This window comes from Bdellovibrio sp. BCCA, from assembly GCF_037996825.1.
GTDB lineage: Bacteria > Bdellovibrionota > Bdellovibrionia > Bdellovibrionales > Bdellovibrionaceae > Bdellovibrio.
In genome coordinates, this window is record NZ_JBBNAC010000001.1 from 1,810,077 (window position 1) to 1,831,978 (window position 21,902).

Genomic DNA, 21,902 nt, shown 5'->3' on the forward strand with positions numbered 1-21,902 from the left:
GCATGAATTTTAAATGTAACATAATCGCTTTATGGTCCAGCTCGCGATTGACTCAGTGTTACTGTAAAGACACACTAAAAGCCTATGGCAAAAGCATCAACCACCGAAGTTTTCAATTGTACTCCTGAGCAATTTTTTAAAATCATCTCTGACTACGAAAAGTATCACGAGTTTCTTCCGGAAGTGAAAAAGTGCACGGTTTTAAAAACCGAAGGCAACAGAAAACTTGTGGAATACAGCGTTCAAGTTATCAAATCTTTCAAATACAATTTGTGGATGACGGAGAATGCCCCGAACAGTATCACTTGGGAGTTTGCCTCTGGCGATGTTTTTAAAACCTCTGTCGGTTCCTGGAAGCTTGATAATGAAGCTGGTAAAACGCGCGCGACTTACACCGTGGAAGCGACGTTCAGTATGTTTGTTCCCGGCCCGATTGCAAATGCGTTGGTCAGCGTGAATCTTCCGAATATGATCAGCAGTTATCACAAGAGAGTAAAGCAGCTTTATGGCGTCTGATGACAGTCAAAAGAAAGACGAAAAAGACCAACCCGGAGATCTTAAAGGTCTTCTGGGTGACACCGTAAAAAAGGTTTTTACGGCGGGGGTCAGTGCGGCTTTCATGACTGAAGAAAGCTTGCGCGCGTATGTTTCTGAATTGAAACTCCCGAAAGAAGCTTTGAATTTGCTTTTGCAGGGAGCAAATAAATCCAAGGACGAAATCACTCAACGAGTGACAAAAGAAATCGTCGGTATCATTCAAAAAATCGATTTCGTGAAAGAAGCTTCAAAGTTTGCAGAAACTCATAAGTTTAAAATCACAGCTGAAATCGATATCGTTAAAAAAGACCCTTCAGAAAAACTCTAAAACTCGACCAAGGGCGATCTCAAGTTGAGACGCTTTTGGCCGATAAGTTCTATGATGGAACACGAACTCTTAAGCCTTATTTCAGTCGTTTTGTTTTGCGGATGCTGTCACCAGTTTATCAAAACTATCGTGACACCCATCCCGCTTCTGGCTTCTGAAAGACCTTATGCGCGTGCAGCAATGCAGCTTGGCAAGTTCTACAAGTCTGTCGCTTGGGGTGCTATGACAGGTGCTTTCCTTGTGGGTCTTGTTGTGTCCTTTCAACAAGTCTTTACAGCTCTCTAATTACATCTCTACTGCTCCGCGGTTTACCTGGGGCTTTGTTTATGGCAGCCTTTTCTTGGAGGTTGTTATGAGCTCATTTTCAACTGTCAATCCTGCAACCGGAGACACCCTTAAAACTTATCAACACGTCACTTGGGATGAAGCGCAGAAAGCGATTCAAGCCGCGTCTCAAGATTTTCAAATTTGGCGAAAAGCTTCTTGGGAAGAGCGCTCGCAAGCTCTTCATAAGCTGGCGGCGGCGTTGCGTGAGCATAAGACCGAATTTGCGCAGATGATGAATCAAGAGATGGGAAAGCTTCTAAGTGAAGGCAAGGCAGAAATCGAAAAGTGCGCTGTCACTTGCGAATTTTATGCGAAAGAAGCTCCGGGAATGTTGCGCAATCAACCGGCGGTGTCTTCGCCTTACACTTCTGCTGAAGTCAGCTTTCAACCCTTGGGAGTTGTTTTTAGTATCATGCCTTGGAATTTCCCTGTGTGGCAGACGATTCGTTTTGCGGCGCCAGCCTTGATGGCGGGAAATGTGATCGTCTTAAAGCACGCCGATCTCACTGCGGGAACAGCCGAGTTGCTGGGGAAAATTTTTGCGGACATCACTCCCAACTATAAACTTTTGCGCAATATTCAAGTGGATCACGAAGTGGCAGCGCAAGTGATTGCCGACGCCAATGTGCGAGGAGTGACCTTCACAGGAAGCAGTGCTGGCGGGCGAGCTGTTGCTACTGAAGCAGCTAAAAATTTAAAAAAGATCGTTTTGGAATTAGGTGGCAGTGATGCTTATTTGGTTCTTGATGATGCCGATATAGAAATGGCCGCAAAAACTTGTGTGAAAGCGCGTCTTGTGAATTGCGGACAAAGCTGTGTTGCGGGAAAAAGATTTATTGTTGATGAAAAAGTCTCTAAAGAGTTCATTGATATTTTCGTAAGGGAAATGAAGGCAGCGGAAATCGCGCCGTTGGCCAGTGTGAAATTTCAAAAACAAATCATGGAGCAAGTTGAAAAACTAAAATCCTGGGGCGGTAAAGTGGTTCTTGGCGGATCGGCTCCGCAGGGCGCAGGCGCTTTTTATCCTGCGACCGTGATTGTTTTTGAAAAGGACCATCCTGAGCTTCATAAAATGGAAGTGTTCGGACCTGTGGCTTCAATTCTTGTTGTGAAAAACACGCAGGAGGCCTTGAAAGCGGCGAATTCGTCTCCGTATGGACTTGGCGGTGGGATCTTCACGCGCGACCTTAAAAAAGGAAAAGAACTCATAGAAAAAGAGTTGCAGGCTGGATTTGTCGTGGTGAATGATTATGTGAAGTCCGACCCGCGCATTCCATTTGGCGGCGTGAAAGAGTCAGGCTACGGTCGGGAATTGGGACATTTTGGAATTCTCGAGTTCGTCAATATTAAAACGGTGGCCGTCGCAGGGGAAATGAAGTGAAGTTACTAAGAGCAAAGCAGGATCTTGATCATCATGTTTGGAAATTGATTAAACTTCACTCCTTACAGGAAAAAAAGATCTTGGTTGCTCTTTCCGGCGGCACGGATTCTGTTGCTCTTCTTCGTGTGCTTTCAAAAGTTCATAAAAAAGAATTGCTCGGTGCTTGTTATTTCCATCATGGTGAAGATTCCAATCAAGAGTATCGCAAAGAAGCACAGGTTTTCTGCGAAAAGCTCTGCAAAAAATTGGGAATTAGCTTTTTCCCTCTGAAATCTTCGATGCTTGCCAAGTCGGAAGCGGAGTATCGAGAGCTTCGCTATGAAGCTTTGGATCGCTTGATGAAAGACGAGAAATTTCAGATTTTAGCGACGGGACATCATCGGGATGATCTTTTAGAAACGCGTTTGTTAAGATTGATTCGCGGAACGGGCGCGCAAGGTTTTCAAGCAATGCACGTTTTTAAAGACAGCGTCTTCCGTCCCTTTTTAGAAATCACAAAAAAAGAACTGAAAAAATATTTGCGTGAAGAAAAATTACGCATTTTTGAGGATCCTTCGAACTCCAAACTGGACCCTTTGCGTAATTGGATTCGTGAAGAGTGGTTAAAGGAGTTAGAACGTCGCGCGCGAGGTGCATCGGCGGCCTTAGCACGCTCACTGGAAACTATTGCGCTTGAAATTGAAAATCGTCCGTGGGGTGATCTCCTGAGTCAAAATGAGTCTTATAAGACACAGGGGCTTTCGCGTGGTTTTTATCTCACTTTAAGCCCGTTTGAACAAAAAAGATTGTTGGCGCAGTACCTTTTTGCCCTCGGAAAACGCGATTTTTCCCAATCTCATCTTGAAGAAATTCAAAAGCGCCTGGACAAGTCACAAAAAGTGATCACATTCAAAGTAGGTGGCTGTCACTGGGAAGTTAACGCAGAGCAAGTCAAGGTCCAGTCCTGATTTGAGAGGGAGTCATTCTCTTTGCGAAGTTTCTTTTTTTGAGATGGCATCCGTGTTACCCTTGAGGGTGACTTGACCTCTGACCGAAAGGAACTGTAATGCGATCAACTCAGAAAACGCTGGCTCTCTGGTTCTTCCTGATCATCATGGCTGTTTTTCTATTTCAAGCCTATGAGAGTAAGCACCAAAAAGTGATCACTGATTTTAACTACCCGAAATTTTCTGAAGCGGTGAAATCTGGTGAAGTGGCTTCTGTCACATTCCGCCAAGACACAAGTGAAATTGTCGGCGAATTAAAACCAGAATTCGAAAAGAAATACAACGGAACGCACTTTGCGATCGTGGGTAACACGGGCGATAAGGGCCTTGCCTTCCTTCAAGAACACGGAATCACTCCAAACTATGAACGCGCCGATAGCGGTGGCTTCTTCCAAACATTTATTGTGAATTGGTTGCCATTGATTCTTATCGTAGCGATGTTCCTCTTTATCATGCGCCAAATTCAAGTTGGCGGCGGTAAAGCGATGTCTTTTGGAAAAAGCCGTGCGCGTCTTCTGACAGAGCATAAAAACCGTGTGACGTTCAAAGAAGTCGCTGGTGTGGATGAAGCGAAAGAAGATTTGCAAGAAATCGTGAGCTTCCTTAAAGATCCAAAAAAATATACAAAATTGGGTGGTCGTATTCCTAAAGGTGTTTTGCTTGTAGGTCCTCCGGGAACAGGTAAGACGTTGCTTGCACGCGCAGTGGCGGGTGAAGCAGGTGTGCCATTCTTTACAATTTCTGGTTCTGACTTCGTTGAGATGTTCGTGGGTGTCGGTGCGAGCCGTGTCCGTGACTTATTTGAACAAGGTAAGAAAAATGCTCCGTGTTTGATCTTTATCGACGAGATCGATGCCGTAGGTCGCCATCGTGGTGCTGGCATGGGGGGTGGTCATGACGAGCGTGAACAAACTCTGAATCAATTGCTTGTTGAGATGGATGGTTTTGAATCTTCTGAAGGTGTGATCTTAATCGCAGCGACAAACCGTCCTGACGTTCTAGATCCTGCGTTGTTGCGTCCAGGTCGTTTCGACCGCCGTGTGGTGGTGAATAAGCCAGACCTTAAAGGTCGTGAGCAAATTCTTGCCGTTCACATGCGTAAGACGCCATTGGGTCCTGATGTGGAAGCAACGAAAATTGCCCGCGGAACTCCAGGCTTCTCAGGTGCTGACCTTGAGAACTTGGTGAATGAAGCGGCCTTGATCGCAGCTCGCACAGATAAAAAATATCTTGAGATGGAAGACTTTGAAAAAGCCAAAGACAAAGTCATCATGGGTTCTGAAAGAAAATCGATGGTGATTTCGGATGAAGATAAAAAAGTGACGGCCTATCATGAAGCAGGTCACACGCTTGTTGGTAAAAAACTGGCGGGTCTTGATCCTATTCACAAAGTGACGATCATTCCTCGCGGAATGGCTTTGGGTGTGACACAAACATTGCCTGAAAAAGAAAGCGTGTCTTTGTCTAAGAGCAAAGCGGAAAACATGATTGCTTTCTTGTTCGGTGGCCGTGCCGCGGAAGAAGTGATCTTTAAAGATGTCACAACAGGTGCTGGAAACGACATTGAACGTGCCACTGATATCGCGCGCCGTATGGTGTGTGAATGGGGTATGAGTAAATTGGGACCTTTGGCATTTGAAAAACGTGGTGGCGAAGTGTTCTTGGGAATGCAATACGGTCATCAAGGTCATAAAGATTATTCAGAGTCAAAAGCTGAAGAAATCGACGCGGAAGTTTCTAAATTTATCGATCACGGTTATGAAACAGCCGTGCGTATCTTGACTGATTACAAAGACGCTTTGGAAAGATTGGCGCAAGCTCTTCTTGAGTACGAAACTATCGACGGTCACGAAGTAGAAATGCTTGTGAACGGTGCTGCTGTGACGGAGATTGAAAAATACCGTAACAGCAAAAAGGACGGCGGCCTGGGCGTGGCGGTGACTCCTAAGAAGGACACTTCCGGCGACCCCGTTGGTAACACTGGTCCTGTGACAATTTAATAATTTGCAGACAACGGCTCAGGCACATCGCCTGGGCCTTTTAACGTTTTAGAGGCATCTTGATGTTGCAACAGTTTGTCGACAACTTGGTATTCATCGTCCAGCATCTGCGCGTTCAAGACGCGATAGATATGCTTCTGGTGTGGATGGTTGTGTATCGCATCCTGGTTCTGATCAAAAGAACCGGCACCATCCAAATGCTTTCAGGTCTAGGCGTTCTCGCGATCGGATACATCTTAAGTATCTGGCTTGAGCTTTTCACCTTTAACTGGATCTTAGAAAAATTCTTCTCAAATCTTTTTGTGATCGTGGTTGTCTTGTTCCAAGGGGAGATTCGTCGTGCCTTGGCTCATATCGGAAGCAATCCGTTCTTTAGCGATGCTTCGACAATTCAAGAAACTCAGGTGATCGAAGAGATCGCAAAAGGTGTGATCCTCACAGCGCAAAAAGGTTTCGGAGCCTTGGTGGTGGTTGAGCGTGAGATCGTGATCGACTATCACATCGAGTTCGGAACTGAAATGGATTCAAAAGTTTCAGCGGAACTTTTAGCCTCCATCTTCCATCCGGAAAGCCCCATGCATGATGGGGCTGTTTTGATTCGTAACGGAAAAATTCACTCGGCGGGTTGTTTCCTGCCTCTGAGTAAAAATCCAGCTCTTGATAAAAACCTGGGAACGCGCCACAGAGCTGCGATTGGTTTAACAGAAGAAACCGACGCTCTAGTCTTTGTGGTTTCTGAAGAAAATAAATCCATCGGTATCGTTCAAGGGGGCCACTTGAGCCCGAACGTGGAACTAGGTGACATTCGCAAAGCCCTCTATGAGACTTTCGGTCTTAAATACAAAGCCTTCTCTCAGCAAGGGGAGGTGTCGTAATGAAGCGTCGTTGGTCGAGTATGCTGACTGAAAATTTCAGCTATAAAGTCGTCGCTCTTTTTATTTCCCTGATCCTTTGGCTCACTATTCTAGGGCGCAGGGACTTTGTCCTAAGCAAAAACATTGATATTGAGCTTGTAACAGCTCCAGGAACCCATGTCGTGGCGCAGACTACAGACCACATCAAGGTAAAAGTTTCGGGCCCAAGATCGGCTCTAAAAAAGTTCTTGGAGAGTTCTTTATCTCAGAGTATTTCTCTTGATATTTCACAAAGGGGCGAAGGGGTCGTTTATGTCGATATTCCTTTGAATAAAATAGAAGTGCCCATTGGTGTAAGAATTCTGGGTGTCCGTCCTAATCAGATTCAGGCGGAAGTAGTCAAAGTGAAAGGCCCAACTCATGACGAACAAAAAGGTCAGTAAAGTGGTTGATAAGAAATCTACAAAGTTGTTCGGTACGGATGGCATCCGTGGCACTGCCAATCAGTGGCCTATGACTCCGGATATGGTAGTTAAAATCGGTCAGGCGATTGGTTATATTCTGCAAAAACAATCTCTGAATGTGCCAGCGGCGTCTCGCAAAGTCGTTATCGGAAAAGACACGCGTCTTTCTGGTTACATGATCGAACAGGCTCTTGCGAGTGGCTTGAATTCCATGGGAATTTTCGTTCAACTTGTCGGCCCCCTTCCAACTCCGGGTATTGGATATCTCACTCGCACAATGAGAGCGGCGGCAGGAATCGTGATTTCTGCTTCTCACAATCCGTTTCATGATAACGGTATTAAAGTTTTCGGTGCGGATGGTTTTAAAATTTCCGAAGAGATGGAAAGAGAAATCGAACGCCTGGTTCTTGAAGAAGACTTAAGCACTCTTTTGCCAGCGAGCAAAGAAATCGGCCGCACGAAACGTATTGAAGACTCTCAAGGTCGTTACATCGTATACGTGAAGGGCACTTTCCCACTTGAGTATACACTTGATGGAATGCGCATCGTTCTTGATACAGCCAATGGAGCTTCCTACAAAGTAGCTCCTTCCGTCTTCCAAGAGTTGGGTGCGGAAGTGATTCAGTTGGGTGATGATCCAAATGGCACAAACATCAACGACAAAGTCGGAGCCCTTTATCCGCAAAAACTTTCTGAAGCGGTTCAACAGTATCGCGCGGATGTCGGTATCAGTCTTGATGGTGACGCTGATCGCGTGATCATGGTGGATGAAAAAGGCGAAATCGTAAACGGAGACCGTATTCTTGCGATCTGCGCTCTGCACATGAAAGAGCGTGGTCTTCTGAAAGGTGACACATTGGTGGCAACACAGATGTCGAACTTCGGTCTTGAAAAACGCATGAATGAAGCCGGCATCAAACTTGTGAAAACAGGTGTCGGTGATAAATACGTTGTCGAAGAGATGAGAAAAAATGGTTACAACCTGGGCGGTGAACAATCAGGTCATATCATTTTCTTAGATCACACAACAACAGGGGATGGTTGTATAGCGGCCCTTGGAGTTCTTGCGGTAATGAAACAAACGGGCAAGAAGATGAGTGAGCTGAACCGCGTTTTTGAAGACGTGCCTCAGGTCCTTATCAACTGCCGGGTAAAACGTCGTACAGAGCTTCACGAGCTGACGGGTTACAACGACCTTATCCGTACAATTGAAAAGAAACTCAATGGCGATGGACGTGTTTTCGTTCGTTTCTCAGGCACAGAGCCGGTGATCCGTGTTCTTGTCGAGGGACCTGATAAAGCGCAAATCAGTATGTTTGCCGAAGAGATCGCCTCCTTCCTAGAAAAAGAGCTGTCATAGTATGAAACATAAAATCCGTCTTGGTGTGAATGTGGACCACGTAGCGACCCTACGTCAGGTCCGAGGTGGAACTACACCTTATCCAAATCTTTTGGACATGGTGAAAAAATCCGTAAAAGGTGGCGCTGAGCAAATCACAATCCATCTTCGTGAAGACCGTCGCCATATTCAATTGGAAGACTTAAAGGTTCTCTCGAAGGCTTGCCCCGTGCCTTTAAATCTTGAAATGGCAGCGACTCCACAAATGGTTTCGTTTGCAAAAAAATATCGTCCTGATTGGGTGTGCTTTGTTCCTGAAAAAAGAGCGGAGCTTACAACCGAGGGCGGCCTTGATGTAAAGAAAGGCTTTAAGAAAATGGCTCCGATGGTTGAAAAACTTCAACGTATCGGCATTGAGATCTCAATGTTCATTGAGCCTTCCATGGAACAAGTTGAAGCGTCTTATGAAATTGGTGCTGATGCTGTTGAATTTCACACGGGAAAATGGGTTCACCTCACAGGTCCTCGTAAGCAAAAAGAATGGGATCGCCTGGTAGATACAGCGGAGTGGGCTAATTACTTGGGCCTTAATGTTCACGCGGGTCACGGTCTTGATTATCACCATTCAAAACTTATCAACAAGCTTCCCTACCTTCAGGAAGTGAATATCGGTCACTCGTTGATCTGTTACGCTCTTGAAGACGGTCTTGAAGATTCTGTTCGTAAGATGAGAAAGATCTTAAAGTAATGTCGAAAATCCTGAACTCGGAAAGAACAGTGAATAATCTCATTGAGCTTAAAGAGTTCTGGAAAGAATTTTTGCCCCACTTAAGTGAGCGCTGCATTTTACTGATGAGCGGTGACGTCGGTGCCGGCAAAACAACGTCCGTACAAATGATCGCTGAAATTCTCGGTATGCGCGATGTTCAGTCGCCGTCATTTGCGATTCATCTGCGTTATGAAAATGCCGAAGGAAAATCTTTAGATCATATCGATCTGTATCGTCTGAAAGACGATGATGATTTGGAAAGCTCAGGCTTCTGGGATCTCTTCGCACCGAAACAAGGATTGATCATTATCGAATGGGCGAATCGCCTGGATTTTGATTATTTGCCACTGAATTGGCAAAGAGTCGAAGTGAAGTTTGAAAAAACATCGGCAGAGTCGCGAAAAATCCTCTGCCGAACTATCTAAAAGGTACGCCGTACCTTTTTGCATTGTCTTGCGTTAGTTGTATCCGTTTTTATAAGCTAAATCATAGTCAGGAAAGAAAACGCGTTTCCACACTGGAATTTGTTCGATGTCTTCAGGAGAGAGAACTTTTTTAAGTTCGAAATCTCCCACGGGATTTCTTCCTACTTGCTTGCGAACTCTTAAACGGAATAAGTACGGAGCTTCCGTTTCTTTATATTCATTCGAGAAAACGCCACGTTTATTGTCAAAAGCTTCTTTCGCGGCTTTGCTGAACTTGCTCACGACACCTTTATCAAAAGGGTAGATGAAGTAAATCAGGCCCCAACCTTGGCGAAGCATTTCTTCATTCAAATCTTTTCCGTCCTTTAAGAGACGACCTAAGATGCGACCGTGTTTATCAACGTCACTGTCTTCAGACAGAATAAGAATAGAACCCTCAGGCGCCATCGCTCTTAAAGCGTCGCGAGCTTTCAAGGAAACGTCACCTTGTGTGTTCTTATAGAAATCGACTTCAGGGGTATCCACACCCATCAAACGCACTTTGTATCTTTCGTCGTCATCAACGCCGACAGCCGTCAGAGTATCGCCATCGTGAACGCTCACAACTTTCAAGCGAATGCCTTCAGCAAAAAGAGTGGCAGGGAAAAGAAGGATCAATAATAAAAGACTGCGTAGGTAATTCATAAATTGCAGTCTTAATTCGCGAAACCCGGAAACGCAAGAAGCCTCTAAAACGAGGCTTCTAAGTCAGTAGGAAATACTAAAGTGTCTAAAAAACCGACGCTTTACTTGCTGCCTTTGCTTCTTTTGTTCAAAGGATTTTTCTGTGACTGTGGAAAACGGGCGCCAATTCCGTGATCTTTCAGATTATTGGTGACTTCTTTACAGTCGGAATAACCAGTTCGATTTCGCCAAGCAATCTGTGCAGACGGGGGTACTCCGGGCTGAGTGGAAACATTTAAAGTGATGCGTTTGCGAAGATGACGATTGAACGATTTTTCAAAGGGACTGCAAGCTTCCGGAATTGTTTTAAAAATGACTTCGGAAATTTTACCCGAAGAACTGTCCTGCACACTTTCAACAGCCATGGGGCAGGTGACGGTGTCAGATGACGAAGTGATTTTAATTTCCGCATGATCCAAATCGCTGACGTTCACCAAGCCGGAAAGATTTTGTTTTTCCAACCAAGCATCATTGATTTTGCAAGAGTAAAGCGTCTCTGCGGCCGAGGCGGTATTAAGAATCCCCAAGAAAAGAAAAGTACTGAGAGCGGTTTTCATTATTTCTTACCCCCTTGAGGACGGCAGTAGCGAATGGCGTGACTTGAACAATGCAAGTTGCCTTGTTGGACGTGAGCGAAATGGGTGTCGATGTAATCTGTTTTTAATCCGAGACCTTTTATTTGATTGTCTATATCGGCTTTAAACGCGGGATTCACGGGCTCAGGCATGATGTAGGTATTTCCGACAATTTCACCATTTGTAGGATTCGGAAATAAGGAAAGGCCTGTACCCATGGCATACGAGGCTGGTTGTTTATCGTAGTCCATCATGCCTTGATAGATATCGGGAATATCGAGAGTCTTTGGAGAGCACTGAGGATATTTTTGTTTTAGTTTCGCTAAAAGATCTTTTTTGAATTGTTGAATGGCTTTTTCAACGGACTCATTGAAATCTTTAAATTCTTTGTCTGACTCAATGATTTTCGCCAAATCCTTGTTCGTCATTTCAAGGCACTCTTTAGCTTCATCCATTTTTGCCTTTGATTTCAAATAGCCTGCTTTTTTCATCTGCTGCTGTATTTTGTTGAGGATTTCATTTTTGCGAGCAAGAAGTCGCTGTCTTTCTTCCACAGATTTCGGTTCCATATCATCAAGGGCCTGAAGCTCTTTGTAGAGGTTTTCAACTTTCGGATCTGTGATTGACAGAACTCCGGCAAAAGCTTTTGTGATCGACAGATCCCAAAGCAGTTGCGAAACGCCTTTTCCTGAGCGGGTTTTCCCTGGGGAAGGAGGCAGATTTTGTGATCTCTTGCTGGCTGTGTAAGCAGCACAAATTTCGCGATATCCCGATTGTCTGACACGAGTGATAAGTTCTTCGCCAGAAACACCGGGGAAATCGAAAACTTTTCCGTCGGGATTTCCCTTTAAAACTTCAAGACCTTTTTTAGGGCTTGCAAAGGCCAAGGCAAAATCGCAAGGTGGTTTTTGCGAAGGATCTTTGAGAGTTTTAAACATCTCATCGGTATGACCCACCTTAAGAAAATCAGAAGGCGTTTTCACTGCGGCGTCCATGTTAGTGCAAGTGGATTTAGCGTAAGAGTCCCATTCATTGTTGTTGAAGTGATCCGCTCCTAAAAGACACAGTCCATTGACGGCCTCAATGTTTCCACCGCTGTGACCGGATTTGTACTGAGCATTTTCCAATAATACGCCGGCATGAATATTACATTCTTTGGCGGTGGAGTTGATCATGGAAGTGTAAGAATCTCCATGGCGTCCGTAACCTTGAACCTCACGAAGAACAGGTTGGCCCGTTTTAGGATTATAAAAGTTGTCGAAATAATCTTGCTGCCAGTTCCAGCGATTGTTTCCTTCAACACGTGTTAAACCTTTGATCCACTGGTCGGCGACTTGCGGTGAAGGAGCTTGTTTGCGAAGTTCGGCAACAACGGACTCATAAGTTTCAGGTGTCACATGAAGAAAAAACTGCGGAGGTTTTTGCGGTTGGGCCTTCATGACTTTTGTTACATAAGACTTCACCCACTCAGGACCGCCTTCGTAGTCAGAAACTGTGGCTGCCATAATCGGATAATTTTCGGAAAGAAGAGTGCTGCCTGTCGTGGGACATGCAGGCACATCAGAACTCATGGGATTGTGTTGGGAGCAGGCGTTTTGTCCTTGAGCGAAGACTAAGTTGATGAGGAGGAGAAAGAACGTCACCGAAACTCCTGTTTGTTTTTAAGCTGCCTGCAATCCTTTGACAAAATCGGTCGATAATTTTTCAGCCAAATTCAAGGAGACTTTATTGTAAGCAGATTTTTCCGCAAATCCCATGAGCATTCCCACCAGTTTTTCATTCACAATAATAGGGGAAATCGTCACGTGATCTGGAATACGACCTTGGTTCCAGCCTTCAAAGAATTTTTCATTGATCTCGTTTAAAGAGATATAGCCATGGAAGGATTTTTGTGTAGAAGCTACGATATTAAAAATACTTGGCGTTTTCAAAGGAACGCGCATTGACGTGTCTTTCATTCCCTGGAAATTTTCATCCCAAGCAAAAGCCGTCAATTGCGTTTCTTGATCGTCCAAAGTCAAAATCATGGATTTTTCAAAATGCACTTTCATTTCACTCAAGGCTTGTTTCACCTTTTCGTTCATCAAAGCGGTATTTTTCTTTTTCATTTTCTCTAACGAGAAATTTCCACTCGCCACAGGATTGATCGTTGGTTTAGCAACGCCTGCAGGACGGGGAACGATAGGAATCGGTTTGTTTCCAAAGCTGTCTTCAAAAGGCGGAGGCATCTCCGATTTTGGAGGAGGCGGTGGAACTTTTTTCGGCGCCGAAGAATCTGCAACAGGTGAAGCCGCAGCAGGGGCTGCCGCGATAGGAACTGGAATCGGCGTTTTATCTTCACTTAAAACCAATTCATCGACTTGTGTTTTTGGCTCTAGTTCCGCAGAAAATTCCTGTAAAGCAGCATCGGAAGTTGAAGAAACGACTTCAATAGAAGGATTTGAATTTGCCTGAGGAGTTTCTTCTTTTGAAGATAATGCCTCTAAGCGAATCACGGTCGGTCCGTCAAAAAGACCATCCATGCTCTCTGACTTTTCGGCTGATTCATCAAGAGCAGCCGGAGCTTTTTCTTCATCAACACCAAGATCATCAAACGAGAAACTGTCCGAAGCGCCATGCTTCGTCACGGTCGCTAAAGAAAGATCAATGCCTTCCGGTGCATCTTCAACAGCCGACGAAACGGGAGCCGGTGCCACAGTTTTTTCAGGATGAAGTTTTCTCCAAGCCTCTTGCAAGTCTTCAAAACTTGCTAAGACAATAACGCTTGAAGGAGTGGAAGGGAAATCCTGTGGCGGTTGAAGACATGCTACGATGAGTGAACCGTCCCACTCCGCCACAGGCAGACACTCCACAGACCACGGGTAATGGGTCGCCCACTTTGCGAACATTTCCTGGGAAAGAGGAGTCTCTGTAAAAAATCGTGACTGAAGTTTCGGTAGTTTGTAGTGAGTCATCGCCCACGGTAAATAATCATCCGAGCGGAGGCGTTGTTCCTTCAAGGCATACCCTAAAAGACTTAAAGGCGAACCACTTTGTTCAAATGATTCTGTAAGTCCTTGAAGTTGCTCTTTAAAATGTTCAAACCATACGTGATGACTCATCTCTTTGTTTATCGGTAGATTGGGGTAAAACATAAGGAAATCCGAGGTCTAGTCCAGCTTCTGCCCTTCGGGCGGCAGCCTCCTGCGCCAAGCGCGCATGAATAATTTCCAGCCTAGGCGAATAGATAGACAGCCTAAGTGCTTAAATATTCTTAGAAGTTTTCAATACTTAAGAAGTGTGCTACCTTCCTGCGACCTATGATCCAGTCAAAAGTGTTTCATTATTTCGACCATAATGCCACGACCCCTGTGTGCAAAGAAGTCCTTGAGGCTTTGCCAGAATTGGCGAAGGCGTGGGGCAATCCAAGTTCCATTCACTGGGGCGGTCGACAGCCGAAGAATATTCTTCGTGATGCAAGAAAAGCCGTGGCCGATGCGGTGGGCGCGAGCAGTCCGCTTGAAATCGTTTTTACTTCCGGCGGAAGTGAAGCAAACAACACCGTGATCAAAGGTCTTTTTGATTATTATCAAACAGCTCAATTCCTCACTCCCGAGCAACGTCTGCGCACGCACTACATGTGTTCAGCCGTTGAACATCCGGCCGTGATCAAAGCCATGCAGCACATTCAGTCTCTGGGCGCCCGCGTGGATTTTATTCCCGTGAATCGTCGCGGAGAAATTGATTTGGAATTTTATCAAGCGCACCTTAGCGAAGAAACCGCTTTGGTCTCTGTGATGTTTGCCAATAATGAAACAGGCACATTGTTTCCAATAAAACAAATGGCGGAGATGGCTCACAAAAAAGGGGCTTTGTTCCACACCGATGCCGTTCAAGGCTTTGGAAAAGTGCCGGTAAATTTGCAAGAGCTTGGGGTTGATTTCGCTTCTTTCTCGGGTCACAAATTTTATTCGATCAAAGGATCTGGATTTTTGTATTCAAAAAAAGGATCTAACTTTAGCTCTTTGATCAATGGTGGCGGTCAGGAACGTCACCGTCGTGGGGGGACTGAAAACACGTTGGGTATCGGTTGTTTGGGAGTGGTTGCAAAGCGGGTGGGTTTGATTGCGGAAAAAGCGGAAGCTTTAGCAAAACTTCGCGATCACATGGAAGCCCGCATTCTTGCTGAAATTCCGGACGTCACAGTGACAGCCGGTGAAACACCTCGTCTTCCTAACACAAGTTCTTTGGTGGTGAAGGGGGCTGACGGAGAAACAATGCTGATGTCTTTGGATATCAAAGGCTACGCAGTTTCTACGGGAGCAGCCTGTTCGAGCGGAAATCCAGAGCCCAGCCCTGTGCTTTTAGCGATGGGGCTGACTCGTGAAGAAGCGCAAAACAGTTTGCGCATCAGTCTTGGTTGGGAGACCACGGCTGAAGAAGTAAATGGTTTTATTGAAGCATTAAAAGTGGTGGTCGCAAGGTTGCGTTCACTGAACAACAATGAAGGAGACTCTTGTCATGTCTAAAGGGAGAGTCCTTGTTGCTATGAGCGGAGGCGTGGACAGTTCTGCCGCGGCTGCGCTCTTGGTCGAACAGGGTTATGAAGTGATCGGTGCTACGATGCAAGTGTGGGATTATTCCACATGCGATATCGAAGAAGGAAACGGCACATGCTGTTCTAGCATCGACGTGGATGATGCTCGTGCGGTTGCAGACCGTTTGGGAATTCCATTTTATGTTTTAAACTGCGAAGCGAAATTTCGCGCGGCTGTGATTGATCCATTCCTAAAGGCCTACTTGGAAGGACAAACGCCACTTCCTTGTGTGAACTGCAATACCTATCTAAAATTCGATCATCTTGTGAAAAAGATGAAAGAGCTTGAGTGTGATTACCTGGCAACAGGTCACTATGCAAAAATCGTTTACGATGAAAATGGCAAAGCGGCGATTCACACGTCCACGGATGACTGGAAAGACCAAACATATTTCCTTTTCACGATTGATCCAGAGCTTGTACCAAAACTTCTTTTCCCTGTGGGCGATATGAAAAAGCCCGAGGTGCGTGCTTACTCTGAAAGCCGCGGTCTTGTGACGGCTCGTAAGAAAGACTCCCAAGGCATTTGCTTTGTGGGGAATATGGGCTATCAGAATTTTATCAAAGGCCAAGTGGATAAAACGGTGTTGGCGTCTAAAGCCGGTAAAATCAAACGCTATCCTCAAGGTGAGGTGATGGCGAATCACGACGGCATTCACAACTTCACAATTGGACAAAGCAAGGGTCTTGGCATGGATCATCACGAAAAACTTTTCGTGATTAAAATCGATGCCGCTGACAACACGGTATGGGTGGGCGACGAAAGTCACTTGTTTGCTCACGAAGTGGATGTGGTTGATCCAAAACTTTTGGGTGAAGTTCAAGACGGCGAATTTATGAGCGTAAAAATCCGCTATCAACATAAAGGTTCTTTGGCGCAAGTCTTTAAAACAGAGACGGGCTATAAGTTGAAATTCCAAGAGCCACAAAGAGCGGTGACCCCAGGTCAAGCAGCTGTGTTCTATCGTGACAAAGAACTTGTGGGAGGCGGATGGATCACTCTCTAAAATATCAAGTTCACACCTTTGGTTGTAAGGTGAATACTTACGACGCAGGTTTGATCCAGAAGAATTTAAATGCGAATGGTTTTGCTCCTGTGGTTTCAGGACAGAAAGATGCGCGCATTCATGTTCTTAATACTTGTGCAGTGACTGCCGAAGCGACGAAAGAGGCGGTTCGCTATATTCGTCGTCTTAAAGTAAAAGATCCGTTCTGCACTGTTGTTGTAACAGGTTGTGCAGCACAAGTTGATACCGGCTCCTTTTCAAGTTTGCCGGGCGCTGATTTGATTGTGGCAAATTCCCACAAAGGATCTTTGCCGGAGCTTTTAACAAAACACTTCAGAGGCGAACTCACTGAAAAAGTCTTTAAGTCCAATATCTTTAAAAAAGAAGATTTGGAAGCTGGTGGTGGTATTGAAAAATCCCACACACGCACGTTCTTAAAAATTCAAGATGGCTGCAATAGCTTTTGCACTTACTGCATTATTCCTTATGCGCGCGGGAAAAGCCGTTCTATTCCGGTGGTGGACCTTGTTCAGCGTATTAATGATCTCTATGCGGAAGGCTCCCGCGAAGTCGTATTAACGGGAGTTCATATCGGTGATTACGAAGACGAAGTCGGTGGCAAAAAATATGTTATGGAAGATTTGATTGAAAATCTTCTGGCAAAAACAAAAGTGCCGCGCTTCCGTTTGGCAAGCTTAGAGCCTGTCGAAGTTTCTGAAAGACTTTTGGAGCTTTATCAAGACAAACGCATGTGCCCGCATTTCCATATGAGTATTCAAAGTGCGAATACGGACGTGCTTTTCCATATGAAACGCAAGTATACGCAAGACGACGTTCGTAAATCTCTCAACGCTATTGCTGAGCGCGTTCCAGGTTCTTTTGTCGGAATGGACGTGATCACAGGTTTCCCGACAGAAACTGACGAACAATTTGAAGACACGTATAAAACTCTTGCAGAACTTCCTTGGACGAAGCTTCATGTTTTCCCTTATAGCGAAAGACAGGGAACTCGTGCGGCAGCCATGGATGTTTCGGTTTATCCTCACATTCGTGCAGAGCGCGCGGCTCGTTTACGCGATTTGAGTATTGCTCGTTACGAAGAACAAGCAAAACTTCAATTAGGAACAATTAAAAAAGTTTTGATTCTAAAAAATGCTGCCAAAGGCGGGCAAGGTTTAAGTCACGACTATTGGCCTGTCGACATTTCAGGAGCAGAAAGCTTCCTGGAGCATTGGGCGGGACAAGAAATTGATGTTAAAATCACGGGCTATGATCACTCTAATAAACAGCACATGGAAGGACACTTAATTGGCGAGGTTCTATCATGAAGGAGTTAGAGCAGAGACTGGGATACCAGTTTAAAAATGCGGCTCTTTTAGAAAGAGCGCTCACTCATAAAAGCTTTGCCAATGAGCTTAAAAGTCCGACGGAGCACAATGAAAAGTTGGAATTCTTAGGCGATGCTGTTTTGGATTTAGTTGTCGGAGAATTTCTTTTTGAAAAATTCCCGAACGACACCGAAGGTGGTTTGTCTAAAAAACGCGCCAGTATCGTGAATGAAGAAGTTCTCTCTGAACTCGCACTCGATATGGGACTGAATAAGCTCATGCACTTAGGAAAAGGGGAGACCTTGACCGGAGGCGCGCAGAAGCCTCGTCTGACAGCCTCTTCATTTGAAGCCATTGTCGGAGCTTTGTATTTGGACGGTGGTTTTGAAGTGACGAAGAATTTTATTCGTCGCGAATTTGAAACTCTCACGGCGCGAGTTTGTGGCAGTGAGGATTTTGAGAAAGATTATAAAACACGCTTGCAGGAACTGGTGCAAAAGTCTTTGAAAGAGACTCCGAAGTACGAGGTTCTGGCGGAAGAAGGACCTCCTCACGATCGTGAGTTCTTAGTGTGTGTGAAAGTAAAAGAAGAAGTGTGGGCCCAGGGGCGCGGGCGCAGTAAAAAAAATGCGGAACAATCAGCAGCGAAAAACGCCCTGGAAGTTAAATGTAAGGAGACTCATTAATGGGATATAAAGCGGGATTTTTAGGACTCATCGGGCAGCCGAATGCTGGCAAAAGCACCTTGATGAATTACCTTGTAGATGAAAAAGTCTCTATCGTTTCGGCAAAACCTCAGACGACTCGTCGTCGTATCTTAGGTATTTGGAGCACGGATCAAGGACAAATCGTTTTTGTCGATGCTCCAGGAATTATCAAAGCAGATAAGGGCCTCAATGGTTTCTTGGCAAAAGAAGCTGAAGACGTGATTTCTGAATCCGACGCGCTTTTAGCGGTGATCAGCATTGATGAACAAAAACCGGAAGACGCTGAAAAAGTGATCGAACTGGTTTCTAAAAGCGGCAAACCTTGGATGGGCGTGATCACAAAAGCGGATATTGAAGAAAAAGCTCACCGCGTTTTGATTCTTAAAAAGATGATCGAAGAAAAGGGCGGTAAAGCCATGTCCGTATCTGTAAAAGATTCGGAAGGTGACAATGAAGAGCGTGAAGCTATGCTTATTGAGTTCCTTGAGCTTCTTCCTGAATCTCCAGCACCTCTTTACGATACAGAGCTTTACACAAACGAAAACGTGCGTGAAATGGCTAGCGAAGTGATTCGCGAAAAGTGTTTTGAGATTCTTCATCAAGAGATTCCGTACTCACTGGCTGTGCGTATCATAAAATTTGATGAAAACGCAGCGCCGGTTCCAAAGATCCATGCCGAGATCATCGTCGTGAAAGACAATCACAAAGCGATCGTGATTGGTAAAGAAGCAAAAGTGATCAAACAAATCGGAATGGAAGCACGTAAAGAAATTGAAAAACTGATGGGGGAGAAGATTTTCTTAGACCTCCAAGTGATCAGCAAACCAGACTGGTTTGAGAATAAGAGAATGATGAAGGAGTTGGGCTATGGAACAAAATCAGAGGGCTGAGTTTTCGCCGAAGGTGGCGATTATCGGTCGTCCCAACGTAGGTAAGTCGACGTTATTTAATATCATTACTGACAGCCGTAAAGCCGTGGTGAAAAACCAAGCCGGAGTGACTCGTGATATTATCATCGAGCCTGTGGATATCTGGGGAAAACAATTCGATTTAATTGATACGGGCGGTATCACGGAAGCGGGAGATATTTTCTCTAAACTCATCCGTGAACAAGTCACAGAGTTTTTGCACTCTGTGGATTTGATCGTGGCGGTGATGGATGGTCGCGCAGGACTTGTGCCTGAAGATCGTGACATCATTCGTGTCGCGAAACAAACGGGAAAACCGTTTTTGCTTGTGATCAACAAAGTCGACAAAGTCTTTGAAGAAGACATGTTTAAAGCGGACTTCTATGAGTTCGGTGTCGACATCATCGCGGCTTCCTTTGAACAACGTCGAGGCGTGGGTGAGATCCTTGAGTGGATCGTAAACCAAGTTCCAGAAAATCCAGGAACAGTGAAAGAAGGTATGAACATCGCTATCGTCGGTAAGCCGAACGTTGGTAAGAGTTCTATCTGTAACTGCATTCTTGGTTCCAATCGCATGATCGTTTCTGATGTTGCGGGAACGACAATTGACTCTGTGGACTCTCCGTTTATTTATAATGGGGCAAAGTACACGTTGGTTGATACTGCAGGTCTTCGCAAATCAGCTCGTCGTGAAGAAGATCTAGAAATCATCTCAGCGTTTAAATCTCAGGAAGCCATTCGCCGTGCTGATATTGTTCTTTTGATGGTCGATGGAACTATAGGACCGACGGATCAAGATGCGCGCATCATGCAAGCGATCTTAGAGGATCACAAAGGTGTGATCTTGGTTGCCAATAAATCTGATCTTGGTGGTAAAGAAGTTCCAGAATATCGTAAGACTTTCCGTGAACAGGTTGAGCGCGTATTCCACTTCTTTAAAGACGTTCATATCGTCTTTACAAGTGCGAAAACAGGTCAAGGGATCGACGATCTTTTTGAAATGATCGCGAAGGTATCTGGTCAGATGAACTTCCGAGTTCCAACATCCGAGTTGAATGACTTCTTCTTTGAGACCATTCGTAAAGCTCCAGCTCCGGTTTGGGGAACAACGAATGTGAAGTTCTATTACCTCACACAAACTTATCAAAGACCTCCGGCATTTATTGCCTTTGCGAATCATCCTGACGGCGTGACGAATTCGTATCGTCGTTTCTTGATTAAGAATATCAAAGAGCGCTGGGATCTTCATGGTCTGCCAATTCGTATTTTCTGTATGAAGTCTCGTCGTGGTGGTGGAGATAATGAATAAACGCGGCTCGTGGAGAACTCGCTTTGGATTTTACCTTTTGGCCATTGGCTCTGCCTGTGGTCTGGGAAATCTATGGCGTTTTCCCTACGTGGTGGGTGAAAACGGAGGCGGGGCGTTTATCCTGATTTACGTTTTCATGGCTCTGGCGATTGGTGCGCCGATGTTGATTGCCGAATTGATGGTTGGTAAAAATAGCCGTCGTTCGGTGATTGTGGCGACTCAGCAGTTGGGTCAAAAAGCCGGTCGTGGTTTTCGCTGGGCCGGTCGCTTTGCGGTGATCTTAAGTATTGTTGTTTTGTCGTATTACGCCGTGATCAGTGGTTGGGTTTTACACTTTATGACGCAATTCCTGATTTCATTCTTTAGTCCTCCTGAAATGGTCACGGCAAAAACGAATCTTGCAGCATTGATGTCCAATGGTTGGTTGCAGTTGATGCTTGCCAGTGCGCATTTACTTATCACCGTGGTCGTTGTTGTGAAGGGTGTGCAAGAAGGTCTAGAGAGATGGATCGGTTACACGATGCCGCTCTTTGCAGTGCTTGTGGGAATTCTGGTCGTAAAATCTTTTTCGATGCCTTCTACACCAGAGGTTTTACGTTTTCTTTTTTATCCTGACTTTTCAAAATTGACTTGGTCTTCTTTAAATCATGCTTTAGGTCACGTGTTCTTCACTTTGTCTGTGGGCTTTGGAACCATGGTGACGTTTGGTTCGTATATGCGTGAGTCTGATCACGCGCCGACAGCGGGATTCCGTGTGACGTTGGTGGATACAGCGATTTCCTTGATCGCGGTCGTGATGATTTTTCCTGTTGCGTTTCAAGCGTCGAATGTGCCTTTAACAGATCCGGCTTTGATGTTTGAAGTTTTACCGAAGTATCTTTTAGGTATTCGCGGTGGAACATTATTTGGTTTGGCTTTCTTTGCGTGTCTTTATATGGCGGCACTGAATGCCAGCATCGGTTTGTTAGAGGTTGTCGTTTCAAACTGGGTGGATGCGCAAAAGAAAATGGATCGCGGCAGAGCAACTTGGTACTCAGGTATTTTTGCCTTGGTGCTGACGATTCTTCCGGCTCTTTCAAGCTCGGTCTTTAAAGACATTCGTGTATTAGGAAGATCGTTGATTGAGTCTTTGGATTCGTTGTTGATCAACTGGTTCTTGCCTATGGTGGCGTTGGGAATTCTTATCGCCTATAATCGTGGTACGACGGAAAAAGAAAAGGAGCTGAGCTTTGTCGATAAAGATAAATTTGTCAGCTATACAATGTATCCACACTGGAGTTTTACTTTGAAATGGGCTGCGCCAGCCGTGATTGTGTTAGGACTTGTTCTTCAAGTCCTTGGCGTTTTCTTAAAGTAGAT

At 45.1% G+C, this 21,902-nt stretch carries 22 protein-coding genes; 18 read left to right on the plus strand and 4 right to left on the minus strand.

Annotation, left to right across the window (positions count from 1 at the left end; genetic code table 11):
- Positions 1-84: 84 nt before the first annotated feature.
- The 11 genes from AAAA78_RS08975 (at position 85) to tsaE (ending at position 9,410) form a co-directional block, all read left to right on the plus strand.
- A complete protein-coding gene (locus AAAA78_RS08975) occupies positions 85-516 on the plus strand; it encodes a type II toxin-antitoxin system RatA family toxin (protein ID WP_340591578.1) in 432 nt (143 codons plus the stop codon).
- Positions 506-865, plus strand: coding sequence for a hypothetical protein (locus tag AAAA78_RS08980; protein WP_340591580.1), 360 nt, complete (start codon positions 506-508; stop codon positions 863-865). Before AAAA78_RS08975 ends, AAAA78_RS08980 begins: the two co-directional genes overlap by 11 nt.
- A gap of 51 nt (positions 866-916) precedes the next feature.
- On the plus strand, positions 917-1,150 hold the full coding sequence (locus tag AAAA78_RS08985) for a hypothetical protein (protein WP_340591582.1): 234 nt from the start codon (positions 917-919) through the stop codon (positions 1,148-1,150).
- Positions 1,151-1,217: 67 nt separating this feature from the next.
- A complete protein-coding gene (locus AAAA78_RS08990) occupies positions 1,218-2,573 on the plus strand; it encodes an aldehyde dehydrogenase family protein (protein WP_340591583.1) in 1,356 nt (451 codons plus the stop codon).
- Positions 2,570-3,520, plus strand: coding sequence for a tRNA lysidine(34) synthetase TilS (gene tilS / locus AAAA78_RS08995; RefSeq protein ID WP_340591585.1), 951 nt, complete (start codon positions 2,570-2,572; stop codon positions 3,518-3,520). The genes AAAA78_RS08990 and tilS overlap by 4 nt, the downstream gene beginning before the upstream one ends.
- Before the next feature lie 98 nt (positions 3,521-3,618).
- The gene (gene ftsH / locus AAAA78_RS09000; RefSeq protein ID WP_340591586.1) at positions 3,619-5,559 is read left to right on the plus strand and encodes an ATP-dependent zinc metalloprotease FtsH; all 1,941 of its coding nucleotides are present in this window, start codon (positions 3,619-3,621) and stop codon (positions 5,557-5,559) included.
- A 62-nt stretch (positions 5,560-5,621) separates the two neighbouring features.
- Positions 5,622-6,434, plus strand: a complete 813-nt coding sequence (gene cdaA / locus AAAA78_RS09005) for a diadenylate cyclase CdaA (protein WP_295905014.1) — start codon at positions 5,622-5,624, stop codon at positions 6,432-6,434.
- Positions 6,434-6,856 (plus strand): hypothetical protein, encoded by a 423-nt coding sequence (locus AAAA78_RS09010; RefSeq protein WP_340591588.1) that lies wholly within the window; start codon positions 6,434-6,436, stop codon positions 6,854-6,856. The genes cdaA and AAAA78_RS09010 overlap by 1 nt, the downstream gene beginning before the upstream one ends.
- Complete coding sequence (gene glmM / locus AAAA78_RS09015; protein WP_340591589.1) at positions 6,834-8,237, plus strand: phosphoglucosamine mutase; 1,404 nt, start codon at positions 6,834-6,836, stop codon at positions 8,235-8,237. The genes AAAA78_RS09010 and glmM overlap by 23 nt, the downstream gene beginning before the upstream one ends.
- A gap of 1 nt (position 8,238) precedes the next feature.
- Positions 8,239-8,964 carry a pyridoxine 5'-phosphate synthase gene (locus tag AAAA78_RS09020; RefSeq protein ID WP_340591591.1) on the plus strand — a complete coding sequence of 242 codons (726 nt, stop codon included), beginning with the start codon at positions 8,239-8,241 and terminating at the stop codon, positions 8,962-8,964.
- The gene (tsaE, locus tag AAAA78_RS09025) at positions 8,964-9,410 is read left to right on the plus strand and encodes a tRNA (adenosine(37)-N6)-threonylcarbamoyltransferase complex ATPase subunit type 1 TsaE (RefSeq protein WP_340591593.1); all 447 of its coding nucleotides are present in this window, start codon (positions 8,964-8,966) and stop codon (positions 9,408-9,410) included. The genes AAAA78_RS09020 and tsaE overlap by 1 nt, the downstream gene beginning before the upstream one ends.
- 33 nt (positions 9,411-9,443) lie before the next feature.
- On the opposite strand, the gene AAAA78_RS09030 is transcribed toward tsaE, so the two are convergent.
- The 4 genes from AAAA78_RS09030 to AAAA78_RS09045 form a co-directional block, all read right to left on the minus strand.
- Positions 9,444-10,094 carry a thermonuclease family protein gene (locus AAAA78_RS09030; protein ID WP_340591595.1) on the minus strand — a complete coding sequence of 217 codons (651 nt, stop codon included), beginning with the start codon at positions 10,092-10,094 and terminating at the stop codon, positions 9,444-9,446.
- 101 nt (positions 10,095-10,195) lie between these two features.
- Complete coding sequence (locus AAAA78_RS09035) at positions 10,196-10,690, minus strand: hypothetical protein (RefSeq protein WP_340591596.1); 495 nt, start codon at positions 10,688-10,690, stop codon at positions 10,196-10,198.
- Positions 10,690-12,351 carry a protein-arginine deiminase family protein gene (locus AAAA78_RS09040; protein WP_340591598.1) on the minus strand — a complete coding sequence of 554 codons (1,662 nt, stop codon included), beginning with the start codon at positions 12,349-12,351 and terminating at the stop codon, positions 10,690-10,692. The genes AAAA78_RS09035 and AAAA78_RS09040 overlap by 1 nt, the downstream gene beginning before the upstream one ends.
- A gap of 18 nt (positions 12,352-12,369) precedes the next feature.
- On the minus strand, positions 12,370-13,809 hold the full coding sequence (locus tag AAAA78_RS09045; RefSeq protein ID WP_340591599.1) for a hypothetical protein: 1,440 nt from the start codon (positions 13,807-13,809) through the stop codon (positions 12,370-12,372).
- A 198-nt stretch (positions 13,810-14,007) separates the two neighbouring features.
- Between AAAA78_RS09045 and AAAA78_RS09050 the strand changes: the two genes are divergently transcribed.
- The 7 genes from AAAA78_RS09050 to AAAA78_RS09080 are packed head-to-tail and all read left to right on the plus strand — an operon-like array spanning position 14,008 to position 21,900.
- The gene (locus AAAA78_RS09050) at positions 14,008-15,216 is read left to right on the plus strand and encodes a cysteine desulfurase family protein (protein WP_340591601.1); all 1,209 of its coding nucleotides are present in this window, start codon (positions 14,008-14,010) and stop codon (positions 15,214-15,216) included.
- Positions 15,209-16,291 (plus strand): tRNA 2-thiouridine(34) synthase MnmA, encoded by a 1,083-nt coding sequence (gene mnmA / locus AAAA78_RS09055; RefSeq protein ID WP_340591602.1) that lies wholly within the window; start codon positions 15,209-15,211, stop codon positions 16,289-16,291. The genes AAAA78_RS09050 and mnmA overlap by 8 nt, the downstream gene beginning before the upstream one ends.
- The gene (gene mtaB, locus AAAA78_RS09060; RefSeq protein ID WP_340591603.1) at positions 16,276-17,619 is read left to right on the plus strand and encodes a tRNA (N(6)-L-threonylcarbamoyladenosine(37)-C(2))-methylthiotransferase MtaB; all 1,344 of its coding nucleotides are present in this window, start codon (positions 16,276-16,278) and stop codon (positions 17,617-17,619) included. Before mnmA ends, mtaB begins: the two co-directional genes overlap by 16 nt.
- Positions 17,616-18,305, plus strand: coding sequence for a ribonuclease III (gene rnc / locus AAAA78_RS09065; protein ID WP_295903662.1), 690 nt, complete (start codon positions 17,616-17,618; stop codon positions 18,303-18,305). Before mtaB ends, rnc begins: the two co-directional genes overlap by 4 nt.
- Positions 18,305-19,216, plus strand: coding sequence for a GTPase Era (gene era / locus AAAA78_RS09070; RefSeq protein ID WP_295903665.1), 912 nt, complete (start codon positions 18,305-18,307; stop codon positions 19,214-19,216). Before rnc ends, era begins: the two co-directional genes overlap by 1 nt.
- A complete protein-coding gene (der, locus tag AAAA78_RS09075; protein ID WP_340591604.1) occupies positions 19,194-20,543 on the plus strand; it encodes a ribosome biogenesis GTPase Der in 1,350 nt (449 codons plus the stop codon). The genes era and der overlap by 23 nt, the downstream gene beginning before the upstream one ends.
- Positions 20,536-21,900, plus strand: a complete 1,365-nt coding sequence (locus AAAA78_RS09080; RefSeq protein ID WP_340591606.1) for a sodium-dependent transporter — start codon at positions 20,536-20,538, stop codon at positions 21,898-21,900. Before der ends, AAAA78_RS09080 begins: the two co-directional genes overlap by 8 nt.
- Positions 21,901-21,902 lie beyond the last annotated feature (2 nt).